We start from the raw sequence: 21580 nt of genomic DNA, 5'->3' as shown, positions 1-21580 counted from the left end.
CGCGCTTTTTCTAAAGGAATAATTCATGATTGCTATTGTGTGAAGGAATATATAGGGGCATTTTAAAAAAGGGGAAGATAGTTTTGGTCACAAACAATCCATTCGTTTCATTACGGCGTGAGCTGCATAAAATACCGGAGTTAGGGTTCTGTGAATTTAAAACACAGCAGTTTCTATTAGATTACCTGTATTCTCTCCCTCAGGACAATTTGGAAATAAAAACTTGGAAAACGGGTATTTTTGTGAAAATCAGCGGCAGGAACCCATCCAGGATGATTGGGTATCGTGCTGATATAGACGGCCTTCCGATTGTAGAGGAGACAGGTCTGCCGTTCAAATCCGAGCATAGTGAACAAATGCATGCCTGCGGGCATGATTTTCATATGTCTATTGCACTTGGCCTAATAACAAAATTCATAGAAGAACGCATTAACGATGATTTATTGTTTATATTTCAGCCAGCTGAAGAAGGGCCTGGCGGTGCAGAACCTATGCTTAAATCTGAAATAATGAAGGAATGGAAACCGGATATGATATTGGCCCTCCATATTGCTCCGGAATATCCTGTCGGAACCATCGCATTGAGGGAAGGCTTGCTTTTTGCAAATACGTCGGAGCTATTTATTGATTTAAAAGGAAAAGGGGGACATGCCGCATATCCGCATAATACCAATGATATGGTCGTGGCAGCATGTACCCTGGTCAGCCAGCTTCAGTCCATCATTTCGAGGAACGTTGACCCCCTTGACAGCGCAGTCGTTACAATTGGAAAAATAACAGGTGGCACTGTTCAAAACATCATAGCTGAAAAAGCAAGGCTTGAAGGTACCATTCGCACTCTGACTCCAGAATCAATGAAGAAGGTGAAAAGCAGAATTCAGGCACTTGTTAAAGGTATCGAAGTTGGGTATGAATGTGAAGCTTCAATTGACTACGGAAGCATGTATCATCAGGTTTACAATGAGGAAACCTTAGCAAGGGAATTCATGGATTTTGCACGCACCAATACAGACATAAAAGTGGTTGAATGCCGTGAAGCCATGACAGGTGAGGACTTCGGCTATATGCTTGAAGAAATTCCGGGCTTCATGTTTTGGCTTGGCGTCGACTCAGAATATGGACTTCATCATGCCAGACTGAATCCGAATGAAAATGCAATCGAAACTGCAATTGAATTGATTGCGGCATATTTAAAATATAAAGGCTAAAGCATATATAACTATAATAAAGCTGATTTCATAAACCCTTTTAGGATCTGCGAAATCAGCTTTTTTGCTTTCTCTTTATCGCAGTCTAACGGGCAGTAAGACCCCCATTACAAGATTCAGAGGAGCCAAAGGGGGATAAGTGGGGGTCAAACCAAACTGCCCGTAAAGGCCGAAAAGCGAACAAAGACTAAGAACGCCACGTCCTCCCAAAAGCTGCCGCTTTCGGTCGTGCGATGTATCGCTGCCGTAGCTTTCCTTATCCTGTGGCAACGTCTTTGTGACCCACTTCCTGTGGGCCTCAACTAACAATCAGTGGGGATAAAGATCCCCACTGATTGAAGTTTCACTTTATCCGGCAGCACTATCTGTTCCTGCCTGTTTTTGAATCAGCACCTGATGGGGGAATGGAATTTCAATCCCGCTGGCATCCAAAGCTTCCTTCAGAGCTTTTCTAAGCTGCCGTTCGACAGCCCACTGTTCCATGTTTTCAGTCTTGGCAATGATTCTTAGTACAACATCAGATGAACCTAATGTTTGGACGCCAATGACATTCGGGCCCTCAACAATCGCCTGGTTTTCCTGAGCGATCCTGTCGCATGCTTCCTGAAGGACTGTGATAGCTTCATCAATATTGTCATCATAAGAAATTCCTATATCCACCAGTGCACGCATGTTTCCGCGTGAATGGTTGCTCAGACTGGTAATCTCCCGGTTCGGCAGGTAATGCAAAGTTCCGTCAAATCCTCGGATTTGAGTGGTTTTTAATCCAATCTGCTCCACTATTCCTGAGTAATTTCCAGTTGTTACATAATCACCTACGTCAATTTGCCTCTCCAGCAAGATAAAAAATCCTGTTACTACATCGCTGACAAGACCCTGTGCTCCAAAGCCGACTGCTAAACCGATTACCCCTGCACCGGCAAGAATGGCAGTTGCCTTTATTCCAAAAATTTGCAGAATTGTAACAGCGAAAATAAAAATAAGAACATAGGAGAATATGTTTTCAGCAAGACTTAGAAGTGTTTTCGACCTTCCGGGGGATATTCTTTCCTTTTTCGCAATCCCCTCAAAGCTTTTTTGGATGATTTTGTTCCCAGCTGATTTAACAATCACAAATGCAAAGTAAATAGCAGCAATTTTTAATAGAAGAAGGCCAGCATCAATCAGCAGGGCTTCCCAATTTAATTGTGAAAAATTTAGATATTCCATCTTCCACTGTCCTTTCATTAGTCTTAAAGTCATCATTCTATCGTAACAGTGTTTTAGATGCAAACCTTAGCCTTTCAGCAGATTCATAATTGAGAGAACAACTGAATCCTGCTTATAAGTATGAATTTAAAAAAAGTGCTAAATCAACCAAAAAGGGGTGGAAAAATACTTCGAAACTCGATATATTTAATATTACGTTCTAACTTTTCTAATTTTTCCGCAAATTAAAAGGGGGAATGCAGATGGAAACATTTAAAAAGTTAAAGCAATATTATTGGCCATTTAAACATTACTTTATTTGGTCCATATTTTTTCTGTTTATTGTGACAGCGATAACGGTTGTGTATCCAATGATCCTGCAGGTGACCATTGATGAAGTTATCATAGGAGGGAATTATGGGTGGATCCCTTATTTGGCTTTAGGCTTTATTGCCATAATGGCCGTGAAAGGGGCGGCGACTTATATCCATCAGTACACTGGTGATTTATTTGGAATCACATCGGTCTATAAGCTTAGAAATGTACTATATGAAAAACTGCAGTTCCTGCCTTTCAGGTATTATGATAATGCAAAAACAGGAGATTTAATGTCCCGGCTTACTGCAGATGTTGAGGGATTCCGGTTCTTTCTTTCATTCGGATTTTCTGAACTCATTCGTTTTTGTTTATTGATCCTCATCAGTATGTCGGTCATGTTTTATTATTCTGTTCCACTTGCTATTGTCACACTTATTACCCTCCCTTTTCTTGCAGTAGTAACCTTTAAATTCGACAAGGCTGTACATCCGGCTTTCCGTGGCATCCGGAAATCATTCGGGCGTCTGAATACAAAAGTTCAGGAGAATATAAGCGGGATTAATACTGTGAAGTCATTATCACGGGAAGACTTTGAGATTAATAAATTCAACGGCTCTAACAGCGATTACAGAGATAAATATCTCTTTACTTCGGATATTTGGGCCAAATACTTCCCGTTAATGGAATTTCTCGGTAATTTAAGTGTTGTACTGCTTCTGGCTTACGGCGGTTATCTTGTTATGGCCGGCAGTCTGAATCCAGGGGAACTTGTCGCCTTTTATAGCCTTGTCTGGTATATTATGTGGCCAATTATGAACTTAGGCTTTATTGTTAACCTATTTTCACAGTCAAAAGCATCCGGAGAGCGGCTCATTGAGATTCTTGAAGCAGATAATGAGATTGAGGATACCGATTCATCTGTTCATACAGAACGTTTGCTGGGAGAGGTGGAATTCCGCAATGTTACCCTGAAATATACGAAGGATGACAATGATGCTTTATCAAATATCTCTTTTCATGCTGAGCCGGGAAAGGTAATTGGGTTAATCGGCTCTACGGGGTCAGGTAAAACGAGCTTAACACAGCTTATGACAAGATTTTATGAGCCGGTTGAAGGTAATGTGATGATTGATGGGAAAAATGTGCAGGATTACTCTCTTAAGTCTCTGAGAAGCAACATCAGTTTTGTTCTTCAGGAATCTTTCTTGTTTTCTTCTTCGATTAAAGCAAATATTGCATTTGGGAAGCCTGACTCAACAATGGAGGAAATCATTGAAGCTGCCAAACGTGCACAGGCTCATGAATTTATCATGGAGCTTCCTGAACAATACGATACCGTTCTTGGCGAGAGGGGCATGGGGCTTTCAGGCGGCCAGAAGCAAAGAATAGCGATAGCAAGGGCTATTTGTGCTGATCCAAGCATTTTAGTTCTGGATGATGCAACAAGCGCGGTGGATATGGAAACAGAATTCAGAATACAAAAAGCTTTGAGAGAAGTAATGGCTGATCGAACTACTTTTATCATTGCCCACCGGATTTCTTCCCTTAAGCATGCAGATGAAATACTTGTGCTTGAGAGCGGGAGAGTGGCTGAACGGGGGACACATGAAAAGCTGCTTAAAAATAATGGCCCATATCAGCGGATTTACGATATTCAATATCAGGACCGCGATAAGGTTCTCCAATCAAATGCAGGCTAGGAGGTGCGTCATTGAAAAAAGCTAAAACAGAAAATGACAAAGTGTTAAACAGGTTCCAATATTCTGCTGACGAAGTGATCGAGAAGCCATTTAATTGGAAGCAGATGCTGCGATTATTCAGTTATATGGGGCCGTACAGGAAAAATTTACTCCCGCTCTCTATTATAATGGTATTAATAAATACGGCAGTCAGGCTAATCATTCCAATCTTGATTGGTGTGTATACGTTAGATAAGGCATTAATTGAAAAAGACGGCCGGCTGCTTGCCGTCCTGGTTTCATTGATTGGAGCGCTTTACACCATTTCATACGCTGCAAACTACTTCAGGATTAAATGGATGAATAAGCTTGGCCAAAGTGTTATTTATGACCTTCGAAAACATTTATTTACACACGTACAGACACTTTCTCATGGTTTTTTTGATCAGCGGTCAGCAGGATCCATACTGGTAAGGATCATGAATGACATTAATTCTCTCCAGGAGCTTTTTACTAATGGAGTCATAAATCTGCTGATGGATTTGATCATGCTGGCAGGGATTTTCATTATTTTATTTACACTAAGTCCGGAACTGACCTTGGCAATAATGGTCATCCTGCCCATCATGTTTTTTATTTCAACCAGTTTGCGGAGAAATATCCGCAGGTCATGGCAAACTGTCCGGTTAAAACAATCCAAATTGAATTCTCATTTAAATGAGAGTATACAGGGAATAAGGATTACCCAATCTTTTACACAGGAAAAAGAGAATATGGCATTCTTTGATGGTGTGAACACAGAGAACTTTGAAAGCTGGAGGGTTGCCTCCCAGAAAAACGCTATGTTCAGACCGCTGGTTGAATTGACCAATGCCCTGGGTACTGCTGTATTGATTTGGTTTGGAGCTCATCTGATTCAGACAGGGTCAATATCGATCGGCGTATTTGTTTCTTTTGCCTTTTATTTAGGGATGTTCTGGGAGCCTATTTCCCGGCTTGGTATGGTTTATAACCAGCTGCTCATGGGGATGGCTTCCTCTGAAAGAATCTTTGAGTTTCTAGATGAGAAGCCAATCGTATCAGAAAGAAACAATGCGGTGAATTTGCAGGAGATAGAAGGCAAGATAGAATTTGAGAATGTCACTTTTTCTTATGATGAAAAAAGAATAGCCCTAAATGAAGTTTCCCTTAAGATAAAAGCAGGGCAAACAGCAGCACTCGTCGGTCATACAGGATCTGGAAAAACAACGATAGCGAATTTAATCAGCCGTTTTTATGATCCCACAGGAGGCACTGTAAAAATAGATGGCTATGATTTAAAGGATGTTTCTTTATCAAGTTTGCGCAAGCAAATCAGTGTTGTGCTGCAGGATACTTTCATATTTTCCGGCACAATCTGCGATAATATCCGTTTTGGCAGGCCTGACGCAACGGATGAGGAGGTAGTGGAAGCAGCCAAAGCTGTCGGTGCACATGGATTCATTGAAAAACTTTCAAAGGGATATGAAACCGAAGTGGAGGAAAGAGGGAATGTATTATCGGTCGGTGAGAGGCAGCTGCTCTCCTTTGCCCGCGCATTGCTTGCAGACCCGCGTATTCTTATACTTGATGAAGCTACAGCAAGTATTGATACAGAGTCAGAGATGAAGATCCAGCAGGCATTAAGGACCCTTTTAAAGGGCAGAACGGCTATCATTATCGCACATAGGCTATCGACTATTCGGGAATCCGATCAAATCTTCGTGCTCGATCATGGAAATATTTTAGAACAGGGGAATCATGAGGAATTGATGAATGCGAAAGGTGAATATTTCCATTTGGTTAAGGCACAATTTAATATGCTTGAAGCAATTTAACATGCTTGAAGTAATTTAATGAATAGATTAAAACCTCCAGACGGGGGTTTTACTACTGTCAGGAAGTAATTCTAATAGCTATTCTACTGGGTACACTATTATGGTATTATTGTCTATATTGCTAACTTGGCTGGGGGAAGATAGGATGAAGAAAGAATTTGCTGTAATCGGACTTGGACGTTTTGGAGGAAGCATCTGCCATGCTCTTGCTGAAGAAGGTATGGAGGTTATGGCGATTGATGTTAATGAAGACCGTGTGAATGAATTTGCGAGAGTTGCTTCGCACGCAGTAGTTGGCGATACCACTGACGAAACTGTAATCAAGAGTTTGGGAATACGCAATTTTGACCATGTTATTGTAGCGATTGGAGATAATATTCAGGCCTCTATCCTGACTACCTTGATTTTAAAAGAGGTGGGAGTTAATAAGATTACGGTTAAGGCGCAAAATGATTATCACGCTAAGGTATTGAGGAAAATAGGAGCCGATCATGTTGTGCATCCTGAAAGGGATATGGGCAGAAGGATTGCCCATAGTATTGTTTCAAATAATGTACTGGATTATCTGGAACTCTCTGATGAACATAGCATAGTAGAAATCGTGGCTAATGAAAAATTGGCCGGCCACAGCATTATAGATCTGGATATCCGGGCAAAGTACGGAATCAACATTGTTGCAATTAAAAGAAAAAATGAAATTATCGTTTCTCCGCAGGCGAATGAAAAAATACAATTTGACGATATTCTTATTGTTATTGGAGCAGACGTGGACATCAACCGGTTTGAAAAGAAAGTGATGTCTTAATAGGCAAAAGGCTGTATCTCTCATTTGAGCGATACAGCCTTTTTTTTAGTTTATATTTATAGCTCTTGGGATCTTTTAAACTTCCATGATAATCGGCAAAATCATTGGACGGCGCTTTGTTTTTTCATAAAGGAATGGTGCAAGCGTATCAGTAATTTCATTCTTGATTTCTGACCATTGAGTTGTTCTGCGTTCCATAACCTTGCTTAAGTGTTTTGTGATGAGTGCTTGTGCATCATTGATTAAATCTCCGGATTCCCTCATATAAACGAATCCGCGGGAAATTAAGTCAGGTCCTGCAGCAATTTTGAAATCCTTCATATTAATGCTCACTACAACAACCACTAAACCTTCTTCAGAAAGAATGCGGCGATCTCGCAAAACAATATTTCCGATGTCACCGATTCCGCTACCATCAATATAGACAGAACCAGACGGGATTTTTCCGGCTACCTGAGCAGAATCTTCGCTGAGAGCCAGAACTTCACCATTATCCATGATAAAGCAGTTCTCTTCCTCCACTCCGCAATCTACAGCCAATTTGGCATGCATTTTCTGCATTCTGTATTCACCATGAATCGGCATGAAGAATTTGGGCTTTATTAAACGAAGCATTAGTTTCTGTTCTTCCTGGCCGCCATGACCGGATGTGTGAATATCGCTTAATTTACCATAAATGACTTCGGCACCTGCACGGGAAAGTCTGTCAATCGTTCTGCTGACACTTATTGTGTTCCCTGGAATAGGTGAAGAAGAGAATACAACAGTGTCACCAGGAATGATCTGTATCTGGCGATGCGTTCCATTAGCAATTCTAGAAAGGGCCGCCATCGGCTCTCCCTGGCTTCCTGTACAAAGAATGGTCACCTGGTTCGCTGGTAGTCTGTTAATTTGATGTGCATCAATAAACGTATCTTTAGGTGCCTGAATATATCCTAGTTCCTGTCCGATATTTATGGCTGCTTCCATACTTCTGCCAAAGACAGCAATTTTTCTGCCATTTGTAACGGCTGCTTCAGTCACCTGCTGAAGACGGTGGATATTAGAAGCGAATGTGGCAAAGATAATCCGTCCTTCAACCTTGCGGAAGATGTCATGAATGCTGTCGCCAACTCGGCGTTCAGACATGGTGAATTCAGGTATTTCACTGTTTGTACTGTCGGAAAGCAGGCAAAGGACGCCTTCTTTACCGATTTCGGCCATTTTCGTCAGGTTGGCAGGCTCTCCTACAGGGGTAAAATCAAATTTGAAGTCCCCGGTATGAACAACTTGTCCTGGCGGTGTTTTGACAACGATTCCATATGAATCAGGAATACTATGAGTTGTCCTGAAGAAAGTCACGGAAGTTTTTCTGAATTTAATGATATCGTCTTCCTTGATTTCATGAAGAGTGGTCTGTCTTAATAGACCGTGTTCTTCAAGTTTATTTCTCAGAAGCCCGAGAGCCAGCTTTCCGCCGTAAACCGGTATGTTGACTTCTCTTAGAAGGTATGGAATTCCTCCAATATGGTCTTCATGTCCGTGGGTAATAAATAATCCCTTTATCTTGTCTTCGTTTTTAACTAAGTAAGTGTAATCAGGAATAACATAATCGATTCCGAGAAGCTCGTCCTCAGGAAATTTGATTCCGGCATCAATCAGGATAATTTCATCCTGGAATTGAACCGCGTAAGTGTTCTTTCCGATTTCGCCAAGTCCGCCCAGGGCGAAAACGGCTGTTTGATCATTTTTAACAAATTTCATAAATTACTCAATCTCCAATACTTTAAAGTCTTCACTTTGTTTTTCATATTCCAGGAAATCTCCTTGAACAGATGCTACAAATTCAATATTATAGTTGCGGTCAGCCAGCTTTTTGCGAACGTCTCTTTCAGAATCGCCTTCCACAAAGATCGTTTTTGTTTTTTCCCTAACCGGTACTTCTGTCTTGGACTCCTGATAATATACCTTGAAAATCATTTCTATCTCTCCTTAATCCGATAAAAAACTTTTATCTAATATATAAAATAATAACATGTATTACATGTTTTTTCCTGCGGGATATGAATATTAATTCTCTTAGATGCTAATACGCTTCCGAATCTATGTAAAAAGTATACTGATAACCAATTTACAATAAGGAAGGAGCCCTTCGCAAGTTTGAAGGGCTCAAATTTGTCAGGCAATAGATTTTTTTCGAAGCATATCATTCCACTGTTTTAAAAGCTTCTTTCTCAGCTTCTTTAACATAGTGGATCAACTCCTTACTTTCTATTTTAAACGATCCTTGTCCAAAGTAAAGACAGCAAGGACGTTTTCACACGTTTTTTGTAATTAATGTGGCTGCTTTTCTTGCTGTCCAGCTCCACCGGGCTGCTTTTTTAGTCTGCGTCCTTCGCGGGCAAGGAGATTCCGCTTTTCTTAATTATATTATATGGTAAAATAACTGAATTTATCGTGGGTAAAAATGGAAATTACCATTCTTTCTAGCAATGAAATTGACTTTTTTACTTTATGGGTTTAGTGTTTTATTACGATAAAATAGTAATAAAAGCCAGCAGAATACTGCTTGAAAGGAAGATTGTTTTATATGAAAAAGATTGTTTTCTTTGATATAGATGGGACCTTGTTGGATCACGAAAAAAATTTACCGGATAGTACGAAAGAGGCAATAGAAAAGCTGAAAAAGAATGGGACCTTTGTGGCGATTGCTACCGGCCGAGCTCCTTTCATGTATGAGAACTTGCGCAGTGAGCTTGATATTGATTCATTTGTCAGCTTTAACGGACAATATGTCGTATTTGAAAACGAGCCGATATACCGAAATCCTTTAAAAACGGCTGAAATTGAAAAGCTATATCGGCATGCACAGTCAAACGGACATCCATTAGTGTTTATGAATGAGAAAACAATGAAAGCCTCAGTTACCCATCATCCATTTATAGAGGAAAGCATGGGGAGCTTAAAGTTCACGCATCCTGAGGAAGACCGGGAGTTTTACAGCGGCAGGGAATTATATCAATCATTGCTGTTCTGCGAGGAAAAAGATGAGGAAAAGTATATTTCTTCATCTGCATATCCTGACTTTGGCTTTATCAGATGGCATCCATATTCCGTAGATGTATTGCCTGCTGGGGGGTCCAAAGCTGAAGGGATAAAGCAAATGATTAAAAGACTTGGATTTGATTTGAAGGATGTATATGCATTTGGTGATGGGCTGAATGATATAGAGATGCTGAATGCTGTCGGAACGGGGATAGCAATGGGCAACGCAGAAGAAGTGGTTAAGAAGGCAGCAGACCACGTAACATCAGGAGTGGACCAGGAAGGAATCTGGAAGGGACTAAAGGAACTCCAATTAATATAGCAGAGAAAAAGCCTCCGATTTCATAGCTGGAGGCTTTCTTTTGTAGTGTTGTGAATGCATCGGCACTCTATCGTTCTACAGCAATGGCATTTTCGATTGGCTCAAAAGGATTCTGTTTGTTTATGTGATCATAAAACATGATTCCGTTTAAATGATCAATCTCGTGCTGGAAGACAATCGCAGGCAACCCTTTTAGCTTGAGTTTTATTTCATTGCCATCCAGGTCAATGCCTTTAACCGTAACTTTTGAATATCTGGGTACAAAACCTGGTATGGATTCATCAACAGACAGACAGCCTTCTCCTGCAGCCAGATAAGACCGCTGCACAGAATGGCTAATAATCTTAGGGTTGAAGAATGCATAACTGAACAGCTCGCCGTTATAGGTTACATGGACAGCAATCATCCTCTTGGAAATATTAATTTGAGGAGCGGCTAATCCAATGCCTGCCCTTAATCCATACTTAGCAGCAAGCTCAGGATTCTGGCTGTTTTTTACATATTCCATCATTTCCCTCAGGATTTGTTTTTCTTCTGCAGATGGAGGCATGTTTACTTCCGCGGCAATTTTCCTTAATGTTGGGTGGCCGTCCCGTATAATATCTTGCATGCTCAGCATGATTATCACTCCCGCTATGTAATAAAGAATAAAAAAATGGCTAAATTGTTGGCAAGAAGACCATATGGCAAAGCCAAAGGTTTGCCAGGCATTACGTTAATATTAATATATTCAGTCTATCAGAGCGGCGGAAAAAAGTTAATAAGAGAAGGCGCTATTGGCACCTTCTCAAGTAATTAAAACTTCCAGCAAGCGCAGCCAACTATGATTAAGAGAATGAATAATACTACAATTAACGCAAAGCCGTTTCCGCAGCCTGCACCCGCTACTGGATAACCGCATCCATAACCGTATCCGCCATATCCGTACATGAAGGATAACCTCCCTAAAGTAAGATTATCGTCCATCTTTTTGCCTTGCCACATCGGACGATTAATATAGCCTATGTTTTTAATGATGAATGGTGTAGGCCTTTGCCCAAGTCATAAAGGAAAAATGAAGCGAATAAATTTTAAATACACTTCTAAAAAGGACAAACTGTGAACTGTTGTGAAAAGTGTCAAACCAAAGGGCTATTGTCAAACATGGCGGGTACCTTTATAGTTAAAAATGTTATAAGTAAGGAGGTTTCAACGTGTCAATTTTGAACAAAAGCAGACTGTTGCATGTTTTTATAATCTTAGCTATCTTCCTCTCAGGCTGTATGAACAAGCCAAAACCAGAGGAAAAAGTGTATGATGTTCTGGAGAATGTAGTTGAAAAAGAAAAGGACTTTGAAAAGCAGCAGGAACCGCTAGTAAGGCTGGAGAAAAGAGAAAAGGAATTATACGATAAAATTATCAACCTGGGAATGAAGGATTTCGAGGAAATTAAGAAGCTGTCTGATGAAGCTTCCTCGATTGTGGACCAGCGGAAAAATCATATGGAGAAAGAGCAGAAAAGCATACAGGCATCAAAAAAGGAATTTGAATCATTATCTCCGATCATAGAGGAAATAGAGAGTCAAAAACTGAGAGATAAAGCTAAAAAACTGCACGAAATAATGATGGGCAGATATAAAATACATGACACTCTTTATGAGGACTATTCCAAAGCGCTTAAACTGGATAAAGAGCTGTACGCAATGTTTAAAAAGGAAGACCTTACTCTCGAGCAGCTTGAAACTCAAATTAGTGAAATAAATGAAATGTATGAAAAGATTCTGTCTTCAAATAAGCATTTCAATGAAAAAACAAAAGAGTATAATGAAGCAAAACTTGATTTTTATAGAGAAGCAGGGCTGGAAATAAATACAAAAGAATAATATTAATGCCGGCATGTAAATGCGCGGCATTTTTTGTTTTTTGGCTATTAATGCGTATGGAGACATCTGATCATTATGAATCCGCTTACTTAAATTTATGCAGACGTTTTTATTTCAAAATAATGACAGGTGAAGTTTCTTTACTATAACACATGAAAATATAATAGTTTTTTATAATACAGATCAGGTGCAGACGTTAATACAGTTCTGGAATTTGATATAAAATATAGAAAGTATGATAACTGTGAAAAACAAAAAGCAAGGTTATTGACGAAGGTCCTGAAGCTGTATTAAACTAAATCTCGTAAGTATTTCTGTATCAATTTTGTTGCAAAATAAACTAATACAGAATATGATAGTTAAAGATGAACAGAAAGACGTTTTTTTAGAAGTGATCTGTGGAACACTAGTTACAAGTATGCATTTGGCAGAAAAGAACGTTCTGCTATTTAGAGATGCTAATAAAAACATGCCTGAAAAAGTACTTTTTTGCTTTTTGAAAGAGTATCTAATATGGCTTCGTTTTGGGTAACCTAAATTTTGTGTATAAAAACTCTTAATTAACGTCTTTTTATGAAAGGAAAGGGTGACTGATATGGCTTCTAAAACAAAGAAGGCACAATTCGATGCGAAAAAACAGCTCGAAACAGTTGAAGAACAGTTCCAAACTCTACAAATTTTAAATGAAGAAGGCAAGGTTGTTAATGATTCAGCAATGCCTGACTTAAGCGATGAGCAGCTTCAGGAATTAATGCGCCGCATGGTTTATACCCGTATTCTTGATCAGCGTTCTATTTCACTTAACAGACAAGGCCGTTTGGGCTTCTATGCTCCTACTGCCGGACAGGAAGCTTCTCAGCTTGCATCTCATTTTGCACTGGAGAAGGAAGATTTCATTCTTCCAGGTTATCGTGATGTGCCTCAAATCATTTGGCATGGCCTTCCGTTATACCAGGCTTTCCTATGGTCCCGCGGGCACTTCGAAGGCGGAAATATTCCTGAAGGTGTAAATGTTATTTCACCTCAGATTATCATTGGAGCACAATATATTCAGACTGCAGGGGTTGCCCTTGGCATGAAAAAGCGCGGCGAAAAGAAAGTTGCCATCACTTATACTGGCGACGGCGGTGCTTCACAAGGTGACTTCTATGAAGGCATCAACTTTGCAGGAGCATTCAAAGCACCTGCTATCTTTATTGTTCAAAATAACCGTTTTGCAATCTCTACTCCTGTTGAAAAACAATCAGCAGCTAAAACAATTGCACAAAAGGCAGTGGCAGCCGGTATTCCAGGAATTCAGGTTGATGGCATGGATCCGCTTGCTGTATATGCAGCTGTTCGAGAAGCTCGTGAACGTGCATTGAATGGTGAAGGTCCTACATTAATCGAAACTTTAACTTATCGTTACGGACCGCACACAATGGCTGGTGACGATCCAACACGCTACCGTACTTCTGACCTTGATAATGAATGGGAAAAGAAAGATCCTCTTGTTCGTTTCCGCAAGTTCCTTGAAGATAAGGGAATCTGGAATGAAGATATGGAAAACGAAGTAATTGAACAAGCAAAAGAAGATATTAAAGAAGCTATTAAAAAGGCTGACGATACACCTAAGCAAAAGGTTACTGACCTTATGAACATCATGTATGAAGAAATGCCTTACAACCTAAAAGAACAGTATGAACTATACAAAGAAAAGGAGTCGAAGTAAGCCATGGCGCAAATGACAATGATTCAGGCAATTACTGATGCTCTTCGCACAGAATTGCGCAACGATCCGAATGTATTGGTATTCGGTGAAGATGTGGGCGTTAACGGCGGCGTTTTCCGTGCTACCGAAGGCCTTCAAAAAGAATTTGGCGAAGAGCGTGTATTTGATACACCGCTGGCTGAATCCGGAATCGGCGGTCTGGCAGTCGGTCTTGGTTTACAAGGCTTCCGTCCGGTACCTGAAATCCAATTCTTTGGATTCGTTTATGAAGTAATGGATTCTATTTCCGGCCAGCTGGCACGTATGCGTTACCGTTCTGGCGGAAGATATAATTCACCGGTTACAATCCGTTCACCATTCGGGGGAGGGGTACATACTCCTGAAATGCACGCTGACAGCCTTGAAGGATTAATGGCTCAGCAGCCTGGACTAAAGGTTGTTATTCCGTCAACTCCTTATGATGCAAAGGGACTTCTTATCTCAGCTATTCGCGATAACGACCCTGTTATCTTCCTTGAGCATATGAAATTGTACCGTTCTTTCCGTCAGGAAGTGCCTGAAGAAGAATATACAATTCCTCTTGGCAAAGCAGAAGTTAAACGTGAGGGTTCTGACGTGACGATTGTAACTTACGGGGCAATGGTCCATGAATCTTTAAAAGCAGCTGAAGAGCTTGAAAAAGAAGGGAAATCTGCTGAAGTTATCGATTTGCGTACAGTGGCTCCTCTTGATATCGAGACAATTATTGCTTCTGTTGAAAAGACAGGAAGAGCGATTGTTGTTCAGGAAGCACAAAAGCAAGCCGGTATTGCAGCAAATGTTGTTGCAGAAATCAATGACCGTGCGATTCTAAGCCTGGAAGCACCAGTTCTGCGTGTAGCTGCTCCAGATACTGTATTTGCTTTCCCGCAGGCTGAAACAGTTTGGCTTCCAAACTATAAAGATGTAATTGAAACAGCTAAAAAAGTACTTGAGTTTTAATTGAATAACTAATGACACAAGGGGGAAAATATCCCCCTGACGTGTTTTACTAGAACGATTGAAATAATAGGAGGGTGAATTCCATTGGCATTCCAATTTAGATTGCCTGATATCGGTGAAGGTATCCATGAAGGTGAAATCGTCAAGTGGTTTGTAAAGCCGGGTGACGAAGTACAAGAAGATGACGTGCTTTGTGAGGTTCAAAATGATAAAGCGGTTGTAGAGATTCCTTCGCCAGTTAAAGGTAAAGTTGAAGAAATCCTAGTTGAAGAAGGTACAGTCGCAACTGTAGGTCAAGTTTTGATCACTTTTGATGCTCCGGGATATGAAGATCTTAAATTCAAGGGAGACCATGAAGATGAGGCTCCTAAAGAAGAAAAAACAGAAGCACAGGTACAGGCTACTGCTGAAGCTGGCCAGGATGTAAAGAAAGAGGAAGCTCCTGCACAGGGTGAACGAAAAGAAGGCGTAGCCATTTCTGACACGGATGTAGATCCTAACCGCCGCATTATTGCAATGCCTTCAGTCAGAAAATACGCTCGTGATAAAGGCGTAGATATTCGCCAAGTAGCTGGAAGCGGCAAAAATGGTCGCATCCAGAAAGATGACATTGATTCATTCTTAAATGGCGGTACTCAAGCTAATGAAGCGCCTGCTCAGGAAGCTGCACCACAAGCTGAAGCAAAAGAAACTGCACCGGCAGCTGCACAGGTGATTCCTGCTGGACAATATCCGGAAACTCGCGAGAAAATGAGCGGAATCCGTAAGGCTATTGCAAAAGCTATGGTAAACTCTAAGCATACAGCTCCACACGTTACATTAATGGATGAAATTGATGTTACGAAACTTGTTGCACATCGCAAGAAGTTTAAAGAAGTTGCAGCCAATAAAGGAATTAAGCTTACATTCCTTCCTTATGTGGTAAAAGCATTAACAAGTGCATTGCGTGAATTCCCGGCACTAAATACTTCAATCGATGATGCAGCAGGTGAAATCATCCAGAAGCATTACTATAACATTGGTATTGCGGCAGACACTGAAAAAGGTCTTCTCGTGCCAGTTGTTAAGGATGCAGACCGCAAATCTACATTTGCCATTTCAAATGAAATCAATGAATTGGCTGGTAAAGCACGTGACGGCAAGCTTGCTCCAGACGAAATGAAGGGTGCTTCTTGCACAATCACAAATATTGGTTCTGCAGGCGGACAATGGTTCACTCCTGTCATCAATCACCCTGAAGTTGCCATTCTTGGAATTGGCCGCATTGCTGAAAAGCCGGTAGTGAAAGATGGAGAAATTGTTGCTGCTCCAGTATTGGCATTATCACTAAGCTTTGACCACAGAATTATTGATGGAGCAACTGCACAAAATGCATTGAATCACATCAAGCGTTTACTGAACGATCCAGAACTATTGTTAATGGAGGCGTAATTACAAATGGTAGTAGGAGATTTCCCAATCGAAACAGATACTATAGTCATCGGTGCGGGTCCAGGGGGATACGTTGCAGCAATTCGTGCAGCACAGCTTGGACAAAAAGTTACAATCGTAGAAAAAGCTAATATGGGCGGAGTTTGCTTAAACGTTGGATGTATTCCTTCAAAAGCTTTAATCGCAGCAGGCCACCGCTACGAAAATGCTAAGCACTCAGATGTAATGGGAATTACAGCTGAAAACGTAAAGGTTGACTTTACAAAAGTTCAAGAATTCAAATCCGGTGTAGTCAAGAAGCTTACAGGCGGAGTGGAAGGACTATTAAAGGGAAATAAAGTTGACATCGTGCGTGGTGAAGCTTACTTTGTTGATGGTAATACCCTTCGTGTAATGGATGAAAATTCAGCACAAACTTACACATTCAAAAATGCAATTATTGCAACAGGATCCCGTCCAATTGAATTGCCGACGTTTAAATTCTCTAAACGTGTTCTTGATTCAACAGGCGCCCTTGCTCTTCAGGAAATTCCAGAGAAAATCGTCGTTATCGGCGGCGGTGTTATCGGAATCGAGCTTGGAGGAGCATATGCGAACTTTGGTTCACAAGTAACGATCCTCGAGGGTGCAGATGATATTCTAATCGGCTTTGAGAAGCAAATGTCATCTCTTGTTAAACGCAACCTGAAGAAAAAAGGCGTTGAATTCATTACGAAGGCACTTGCTAAGGGTGTTGAAGAGAATGAAAATGGAGTTACCGTTAAGTTTGAAGAAAAAGGCGAAGAGAAGTCTCTTGACGCAGATTATGTATTTGTAATGGTCGGAAGACGTCCAAATACAGACGAACTTGGCTTAGAGCAAGCCGGCGTTAAGATGACTGAACGCGGTGTTATTGAAATTGATAAACAATGCCGTACTAGTGTGAGCAATATTTATGCGATTGGTGACATTGTTGCAGGTCCTCAATTAGCTCATAAAGCTTCTTATGAAGGCAAGATTGCAGCTGAAGCAATTGCAGGCCATAACGCTGAAATTGATTACTTGGCTATCCCTGCGGTTGTATTCTCTGAGCCTGAATTAGCTTCTGTAGGCTATACTGAGCAGCAGGCTAAAGAAGAAGGAATCGAAGTAACAGCAGCGAAGTTCCCATTTGCAGCTAACGGCCGTGCCCTTGCACTTGATTCCACTGACGGATTCTTAAAGCTTGTGACACGCAAAGAAGATGGACTTGTAATTGGTGCGCAAATCGCCGGTGCTAGTGCATCTGATATGATTGCAGAGCTTGGATTGGCTATTGAAGCAGGCATGACTGCAGAAGATCTTGCAATGACTATTCACGCACATCCTACATTGGGTGAAATCACAATGGAAGCAGCAGAAGTTGCTATTGGAAGCCCAATTCACATTGTAAAATAATACTATAAAAAATCCTTCCCTGTCAGGGAAGGATTTTTTTGTGGATGATTGCGGATTTTAGTTCTTTTCATCCATGGCTTTGGCGAGCGGATAAATGATCTTATCTTTAGATACAGTGCCTTTTATTTCTACTAATACTTTGTCTTGGTACACCAGCAGAATGGCAGGGCAGTTTTCTACCTTATAATTGCTTAAGTGACTGGCTTCGGCTGCTGTTATCACTTTCATATCTTTAATTAGTTCAGGATAGCTTCTTTTTAATTCGATGATGGCATCATAATAGGAGATTTCCTGTTCATATTGTTTATTATCAGTAAAAAAAATAAGCTGCTTAACATTATCGTCTATCTTCAGCTCTTCTTTTACTTCCTTATGATTGCATGAAGAGGTCAAAAACAAGAGTGCAGTAATCAATAACAATGGCAGACCTTTCATCCTTTTGCCCTCACTTTATAATAAATTCCACCTTTTTACATGAGACCCCAAAACAGTATAGAAGTCATGAAAATTTTCCATCCTTTTGACAGAAGGTGAGCAATTCATAATAATTATGAGTATTTTATCATATGGTAAATGGAAATATTAGCTTGTCATTCAAATGTTACAGAAATGAAAAATAAGAATATCCTTTTCAACATATATTACAAACACAAGTGTTTCTTCTATTAATAAAACGGGTAATGATTAAAAAATTTGGTGGTGGAGTGTATGAAGATTTACACAGCTCTTTTACTGCAGATGTTAATCTGGAGCGGATATACTTTCATTGAGTGGCTGTCAAAATATGATCAGCTCGTATATAAAGTTATTATGTTTTTTGTTTTTTTCTATTTGGCAATCAATATTGGAAATTGGGTTATTAAGTCAGCAAAGAAAACATTTATGGTTACAGTTATGAGCCTAAGCTTATATGCTTCTTTTCATTTTGCAATGTCCTACATTACACATTGGTAATTGGCAAAGTGGCAAGCAAAAAAATCGGCACCCATTTACAGGTGCCGATTTTTTTAGTCTTTATCATCTATTTTTTTGGTATGGTTTCTTCTTTAAACGATTTTGCCAGCGATAGCACGATTAAAAGCATTATGACTGTAAAAGGAAGTGCAGCTATAATTGAAGCTCTTTGGAGTGCTTCCAGCCCTCCCGTCCATAAAAGGATGGCTGCAGAGGCTGATTGGATTATTCCCCAGACAAATTTCACTTTGCCCGGAGGGTTCAAGCTTCCGTTTGTCGTCTGCATCCCAAGAACAAAGGTAGCTGAATCTGCAGAAGTAATAAAGAATGTACTGATCAAGAATATAGCCAATAAGCTTAAAACAGTGCTGAAAGGGAAGTTATCAAACACAGTGAACAGCGCAACTTCCATTCCCTGCTGGTCGATTGTTTCCATAATAGGCTTTGCCTCAAAGAATTCAAGGTATATGCCTGTTCCTCCAAAAACTGAGAACCAAAGCGCTCCAAAGAGGGTAGGAACAGCAAGGACGCCGATGACGAATTCTCTTATTGTCCTTCCGCGTGATATTCTGGCTATGAATGTGCCGACAAATGGCGCCCAGGCAATCCACCATGCCCAATAAAAAATGGTCCAATCCTGAAACCATGTCAGCTCCTGATCAAAAGGACTAAGCCTGAAGCTCATGGAAGGAAGATTTTGAAGATAAGAGCCAATCGTTGTTGTAAACAGATCCATAATAAAGTTTGTAGGGCCAACAAACAGCAGAAATAGCAATAACGAGATAGCTAAAATAATATTTAAATTACTTAAGTATTTTATTCCTTTGTTTAAACCGGTTTGTGCTGAAACCATAAACAAAATTGTCACAACCAAAATAATAATCAACTGAGTGGTAAAATTATTGCCGATACTGTCAAATGTTTCAGAAAGTCCGCCAGATATTTGAATGGCCCCGAGACCTAATGATGTCGCAACACCAAAAACAGTAGCAAAGACGGCTATAAAATCAATTAATACTCCAATTGGACCATCCACTTTGCTCCCTAAAATTGGCCTCAAAATGGAACTGATAACTCCCGGTGCACCTTTCCTAAACTGGAAATAAGCGAGTGCAAGGCCAATGACTGTATATATAGCCCATGGATGAAGCCCCCAGTGGAAGAAGGAGTACCTCATGGCAGCTCTTGCTGCTTCTGGTGTCTGCCCTTCAAGGAAAGGTGGCGCAAAGTAGTGATACATTGGCTCCGCAACTCCCCAAAAAACCAGGCCAATTCCCATCCCTGCACTGAAAAGCATGGCAAACCAGCTTAAGTAGCTATATTCGGGCCTGTCTGCATCCTTTCCCAGACGAATATTTCCGTACTTGCTGAATGCTAATAGGATTGAAAAAATTAAAAAGATAGAAGCTGATAAAAGGTAAAACCACCCGAACTTTTCCAATATGAATCCCTGAACAGATGCTGTAACAGAATCAAGGTTGCCTTTTGGCAGTATGGTCTTCGGAACTAATCCCCATAAAATAAATATTGCTGTGAATATGACTGAAACCGTAAAAACGGGTGTCAGTTTCTTCATCAAATCCCTCCAGTCTCAATAATATAAACCTAAATAAAATAATTCTGTAAAACTTCCAATCCTAAACATGCAGGCATTTAAATATCCCGCTTTCCTGATAGTGTTTGCTTGATTTTTTTAAGCAATTGGAGCTCAGCAGGGGAGAGCAGCTTCCCCGAAAACAGACTTTAAAGTAAAATGGAAAGGATGTAGATATCCAATCTAATTTCTAAATTTTACTTTTAATGTTCAAACCGAGACTGTTTCGGGTAAAATCAGTAGGTAATAGTAAGATTTCCTAAGGGGAACTACTTTTTAAAAAGGCCATGCTACATATTAACACTTATGAAAGGGAGTTTAAAGAAATATGCATTAGGGAGGTAACAATGAGAAAAGCTGTATTTTCAATTTGTATTATTTTCGTTATAATCTTGACAGCATGCACGGATTTTTCTGCCGATGAAGATAAGCCATCAGATTTTGAAAAAGAAGAAGAAAATAAATTGGCTGATCATTCTAGTGTTCCGGCATCTAAATCTGAAAAAAACCAAGCTGATGCCGATGAAAAGCCCAAAGAAGAAGCGGTATCCCTGCCAGAACCGCAATACAAGATAAATGAACATAATTGGTCAATAGAACCAATTAATCAGGCCGATTCAAAAGTTGTATTACTGACCATTGACGATGCTCCAGATAAAAATGCATTGGAAATGGCCAGGATTTTAAAGAAACTTTCAGCACCTGCAATCTTTTTTGTTAACGGGCATTTCATAGATACCCCGGAAGAAGCTAAAGTTTTGAAGGAAATTCATGAACTTGGCTTTGCTATTGGAAATCATACAAATAGTCACCTTAACCTGAATAGCTTGCCTGAAGAGCAGCAGTATAAAGAGATTGTTGACCTTAATGATCGAGTTGAGGAGATTATTGGAGAGAGGCCAAAATTCTTTCGGGCACCATTCGGGTCTATTACAGACTACAGCAGGAAAATTGCTGAAGCTGAAAACATGGTGCTCATGAATTGGACATACGGGTATGACTGGGAGAAGGAATATCAGTCAAAAGAAGCTTTAGCAGATATAATGGTTAATTCACCCTATTTATCGAAAGGTGCAAACTTATTGATGCATGATAGGAAATGGACAAAAGAAGCTTTAGAGGATATTGTGAAGGGGCTTAGGAATAAAGGATTTACGCCAGTTGACCCAGTTTTGATCAGCACGGAAACAAAATGAGAACAGCCGCTGCTGTTCTCATTTTTTAAGAATGT

20 protein-coding genes are annotated in these 21580 nt (G+C 40.3%); 13 read left to right on the top strand and 7 right to left on the bottom strand.

Annotated elements, in window-relative coordinates; all coding sequences use genetic code 11:
- Positions 1 to 83: 83 nt before the first annotated feature.
- Positions 84 to 1208 carry an N-acetyldiaminopimelate deacetylase gene (locus AC3WTL_RS08665; RefSeq protein ID WP_492369288.1) on the top strand — a complete coding sequence of 375 codons (1125 nt, stop codon included), beginning with the start codon at positions 84 to 86 and terminating at the stop codon, positions 1206 to 1208.
- A gap of 348 nt (positions 1209 to 1556) precedes the next feature.
- Here the strand turns inward: AC3WTL_RS08665 and AC3WTL_RS08660 are convergent, their stop codons facing one another.
- Positions 1557 to 2417 carry a mechanosensitive ion channel family protein gene (locus tag AC3WTL_RS08660; RefSeq protein WP_048010646.1) on the bottom strand — a complete coding sequence of 287 codons (861 nt, stop codon included), beginning with the start codon at positions 2415 to 2417 and terminating at the stop codon, positions 1557 to 1559.
- Positions 2418 to 2659: 242 nt separating this feature from the next.
- Between AC3WTL_RS08660 and AC3WTL_RS08655 the strand changes: the two genes are divergently transcribed.
- From AC3WTL_RS08655 to AC3WTL_RS08645, 3 genes are all read left to right on the top strand, one after another.
- A complete protein-coding gene (locus tag AC3WTL_RS08655; RefSeq protein ID WP_492369287.1) occupies positions 2660 to 4414 on the top strand; it encodes an ABC transporter ATP-binding protein in 1755 nt (584 codons plus the stop codon).
- A gap of 11 nt (positions 4415 to 4425) precedes the next feature.
- Positions 4426 to 6249: an ABC transporter ATP-binding protein gene (locus AC3WTL_RS08650; protein WP_222497155.1), complete on the top strand. Its 1824-nt coding sequence runs from the start codon at positions 4426 to 4428 to the stop codon at positions 6247 to 6249.
- A 145-nt stretch (positions 6250 to 6394) separates the two neighbouring features.
- Positions 6395 to 7054, top strand: a complete 660-nt coding sequence (locus AC3WTL_RS08645) for a potassium channel family protein (RefSeq protein WP_048010643.1) — start codon at positions 6395 to 6397, stop codon at positions 7052 to 7054.
- A 75-nt stretch (positions 7055 to 7129) separates the two neighbouring features.
- Here AC3WTL_RS08645 and rnjA read toward each other — a convergent pair whose 3' ends face one another.
- Together rnjA and AC3WTL_RS08635 are read right to left on the bottom strand one after the other, a co-directional pair.
- Entirely contained in the window at positions 7130 to 8797 is a 1668-nt protein-coding gene (gene rnjA / locus AC3WTL_RS08640) for a ribonuclease J1 (RefSeq protein ID WP_035328584.1), read from the bottom strand.
- A gap of 3 nt (positions 8798 to 8800) precedes the next feature.
- Positions 8801 to 9013, bottom strand: coding sequence for a DNA-dependent RNA polymerase subunit epsilon (locus tag AC3WTL_RS08635; RefSeq protein WP_035328587.1), 213 nt, complete (start codon positions 9011 to 9013; stop codon positions 8801 to 8803).
- 610 nt (positions 9014 to 9623) lie between these two features.
- On the opposite strand from AC3WTL_RS08635, the gene AC3WTL_RS08630 reads away from it, so the two are divergent.
- The gene (locus AC3WTL_RS08630) at positions 9624 to 10400 is read left to right on the top strand and encodes a Cof-type HAD-IIB family hydrolase (RefSeq protein ID WP_048010641.1); all 777 of its coding nucleotides are present in this window, start codon (positions 9624 to 9626) and stop codon (positions 10398 to 10400) included.
- 67 nt (positions 10401 to 10467) lie between these two features.
- On the opposite strand, the gene def is transcribed toward AC3WTL_RS08630, so the two are convergent.
- Positions 10468 to 11019: a peptide deformylase gene (gene def / locus AC3WTL_RS08625; RefSeq protein ID WP_197214769.1), complete on the bottom strand. Its 552-nt coding sequence runs from the start codon at positions 11017 to 11019 to the stop codon at positions 10468 to 10470.
- A gap of 36 nt (positions 11020 to 11055) precedes the next feature.
- Between def and AC3WTL_RS08620 the strand changes: the two genes are divergently transcribed.
- Complete coding sequence (locus tag AC3WTL_RS08620; RefSeq protein WP_492369286.1) at positions 11056 to 11199, top strand: hypothetical protein; 144 nt, start codon at positions 11056 to 11058, stop codon at positions 11197 to 11199.
- Here the strand turns inward: AC3WTL_RS08620 and AC3WTL_RS08615 are convergent.
- The gene (locus tag AC3WTL_RS08615; protein WP_082139011.1) at positions 11196 to 11330 is read right to left on the bottom strand and encodes a YjcZ family sporulation protein; all 135 of its coding nucleotides are present in this window, start codon (positions 11328 to 11330) and stop codon (positions 11196 to 11198) included. The genes AC3WTL_RS08620 and AC3WTL_RS08615 overlap by 4 nt on opposite strands.
- 263 nt (positions 11331 to 11593) lie before the next feature.
- On the opposite strand from AC3WTL_RS08615, the gene AC3WTL_RS08610 reads away from it, so the two are divergent.
- The 5 genes from AC3WTL_RS08610 (at position 11594) to lpdA (ending at position 17801) form a co-directional block, all read left to right on the top strand.
- A complete protein-coding gene (locus tag AC3WTL_RS08610) occupies positions 11594 to 12262 on the top strand; it encodes a YkyA family protein (protein WP_222497152.1) in 669 nt (222 codons plus the stop codon).
- Between the two features lie 595 nt (positions 12263 to 12857).
- Positions 12858 to 13973: a pyruvate dehydrogenase (acetyl-transferring) E1 component subunit alpha gene (pdhA, locus tag AC3WTL_RS08605; protein ID WP_048010637.1), complete on the top strand. Its 1116-nt coding sequence runs from the start codon at positions 12858 to 12860 to the stop codon at positions 13971 to 13973.
- Between the two features lie 3 nt (positions 13974 to 13976).
- On the top strand, positions 13977 to 14954 hold the full coding sequence (locus AC3WTL_RS08600) for an alpha-ketoacid dehydrogenase subunit beta (protein ID WP_048010636.1): 978 nt from the start codon (positions 13977 to 13979) through the stop codon (positions 14952 to 14954).
- An 84-nt stretch (positions 14955 to 15038) separates the two neighbouring features.
- Positions 15039 to 16385, top strand: a complete 1347-nt coding sequence (locus AC3WTL_RS08595) for a dihydrolipoamide acetyltransferase family protein (RefSeq protein ID WP_048010635.1) — start codon at positions 15039 to 15041, stop codon at positions 16383 to 16385.
- A 6-nt stretch (positions 16386 to 16391) separates the two neighbouring features.
- Complete coding sequence (lpdA, locus tag AC3WTL_RS08590) at positions 16392 to 17801, top strand: dihydrolipoyl dehydrogenase (RefSeq protein ID WP_222497146.1); 1410 nt, start codon at positions 16392 to 16394, stop codon at positions 17799 to 17801.
- Between the two features lie 57 nt (positions 17802 to 17858).
- Here lpdA and AC3WTL_RS08585 read toward each other — a convergent pair whose 3' ends face one another.
- Positions 17859 to 18236 carry an NUDIX hydrolase gene (locus AC3WTL_RS08585; protein ID WP_222497145.1) on the bottom strand — a complete coding sequence of 126 codons (378 nt, stop codon included), beginning with the start codon at positions 18234 to 18236 and terminating at the stop codon, positions 17859 to 17861.
- A 273-nt stretch (positions 18237 to 18509) separates the two neighbouring features.
- On the opposite strand from AC3WTL_RS08585, the gene AC3WTL_RS08580 reads away from it, so the two are divergent.
- The gene (locus tag AC3WTL_RS08580) at positions 18510 to 18755 is read left to right on the top strand and encodes a hypothetical protein (RefSeq protein ID WP_048010632.1); all 246 of its coding nucleotides are present in this window, start codon (positions 18510 to 18512) and stop codon (positions 18753 to 18755) included.
- 67 nt (positions 18756 to 18822) lie between these two features.
- Here AC3WTL_RS08580 and AC3WTL_RS08575 read toward each other — a convergent pair whose 3' ends face one another.
- Positions 18823 to 20331: a glycine betaine uptake BCCT transporter gene (locus AC3WTL_RS08575; protein ID WP_222497141.1), complete on the bottom strand. Its 1509-nt coding sequence runs from the start codon at positions 20329 to 20331 to the stop codon at positions 18823 to 18825.
- Between the two features lie 365 nt (positions 20332 to 20696).
- Here AC3WTL_RS08575 and AC3WTL_RS08570 point away from each other — a divergent pair, with 365 nt between their 5' ends.
- Positions 20697 to 21545, top strand: a complete 849-nt coding sequence (locus AC3WTL_RS08570; RefSeq protein ID WP_252221420.1) for a polysaccharide deacetylase family protein — start codon at positions 20697 to 20699, stop codon at positions 21543 to 21545.
- Positions 21546 to 21580: the final 35 nt, after the last annotated feature.

It is taken from the genome of Cytobacillus sp. EB106-05-05-XG126, from assembly GCF_058791715.1.
The sequence above is the reverse complement of the archived record's forward strand: the minus strand, read 5'-3'. Positions and strand labels throughout refer to the sequence as shown.

Bases quoted from the DNA above. Each gene is read 5' to 3' on its own strand.
- AC3WTL_RS08600 (WP_048010636.1), top strand. From the start codon at position 13,977: ATGGCGCAAATGACAATGATTCAGGCAATTACTGATGCTCTTCGCACA.
- AC3WTL_RS08580 (WP_048010632.1), top strand. From the start codon at position 18,510: ATGAAGATTTACACAGCTCTTTTACTGCAGATGTTAATCTGGAGCGGA.
- AC3WTL_RS08620 (WP_492369286.1), top strand. From the start codon at position 11,056: ATGGCTAAATTGTTGGCAAGAAGACCATATGGCAAAGCCAAAGGTTTG.
- AC3WTL_RS08575 (WP_222497141.1), bottom strand. From the start codon at position 20,331: ATGAAGAAACTGACACCCGTTTTTACGGTTTCAGTCATATTCACAGCA.
- def (WP_197214769.1), bottom strand. From the start codon at position 11,019: ATGCTGAGCATGCAAGATATTATACGGGACGGCCACCCAACATTAAGG.
- AC3WTL_RS08570 (WP_252221420.1), top strand. From the start codon at position 20,697: ATGAGAAAAGCTGTATTTTCAATTTGTATTATTTTCGTTATAATCTTG.
- AC3WTL_RS08645 (WP_048010643.1), top strand. From the start codon at position 6,395: ATGAAGAAAGAATTTGCTGTAATCGGACTTGGACGTTTTGGAGGAAGC.
- AC3WTL_RS08655 (WP_492369287.1), top strand. From the start codon at position 2,660: ATGGAAACATTTAAAAAGTTAAAGCAATATTATTGGCCATTTAAACAT.
- lpdA (WP_222497146.1), top strand. From the start codon at position 16,392: ATGGTAGTAGGAGATTTCCCAATCGAAACAGATACTATAGTCATCGGT.
- AC3WTL_RS08660 (WP_048010646.1), bottom strand. From the start codon at position 2,417: ATGGAATATCTAAATTTTTCACAATTAAATTGGGAAGCCCTGCTGATT.
- AC3WTL_RS08635 (WP_035328587.1), bottom strand. From the start codon at position 9,013: ATGATTTTCAAGGTATATTATCAGGAGTCCAAGACAGAAGTACCGGTT.
- rnjA (WP_035328584.1), bottom strand. From the start codon at position 8,797: ATGAAATTTGTTAAAAATGATCAAACAGCCGTTTTCGCCCTGGGCGGA.
- pdhA (WP_048010637.1), top strand. From the start codon at position 12,858: ATGGCTTCTAAAACAAAGAAGGCACAATTCGATGCGAAAAAACAGCTC.
- AC3WTL_RS08615 (WP_082139011.1), bottom strand. From the start codon at position 11,330: ATGTACGGATATGGCGGATACGGTTATGGATGCGGTTATCCAGTAGCG.
- AC3WTL_RS08585 (WP_222497145.1), bottom strand. From the start codon at position 18,236: ATGAAAGGTCTGCCATTGTTATTGATTACTGCACTCTTGTTTTTGACC.
- AC3WTL_RS08630 (WP_048010641.1), top strand. From the start codon at position 9,624: ATGAAAAAGATTGTTTTCTTTGATATAGATGGGACCTTGTTGGATCAC.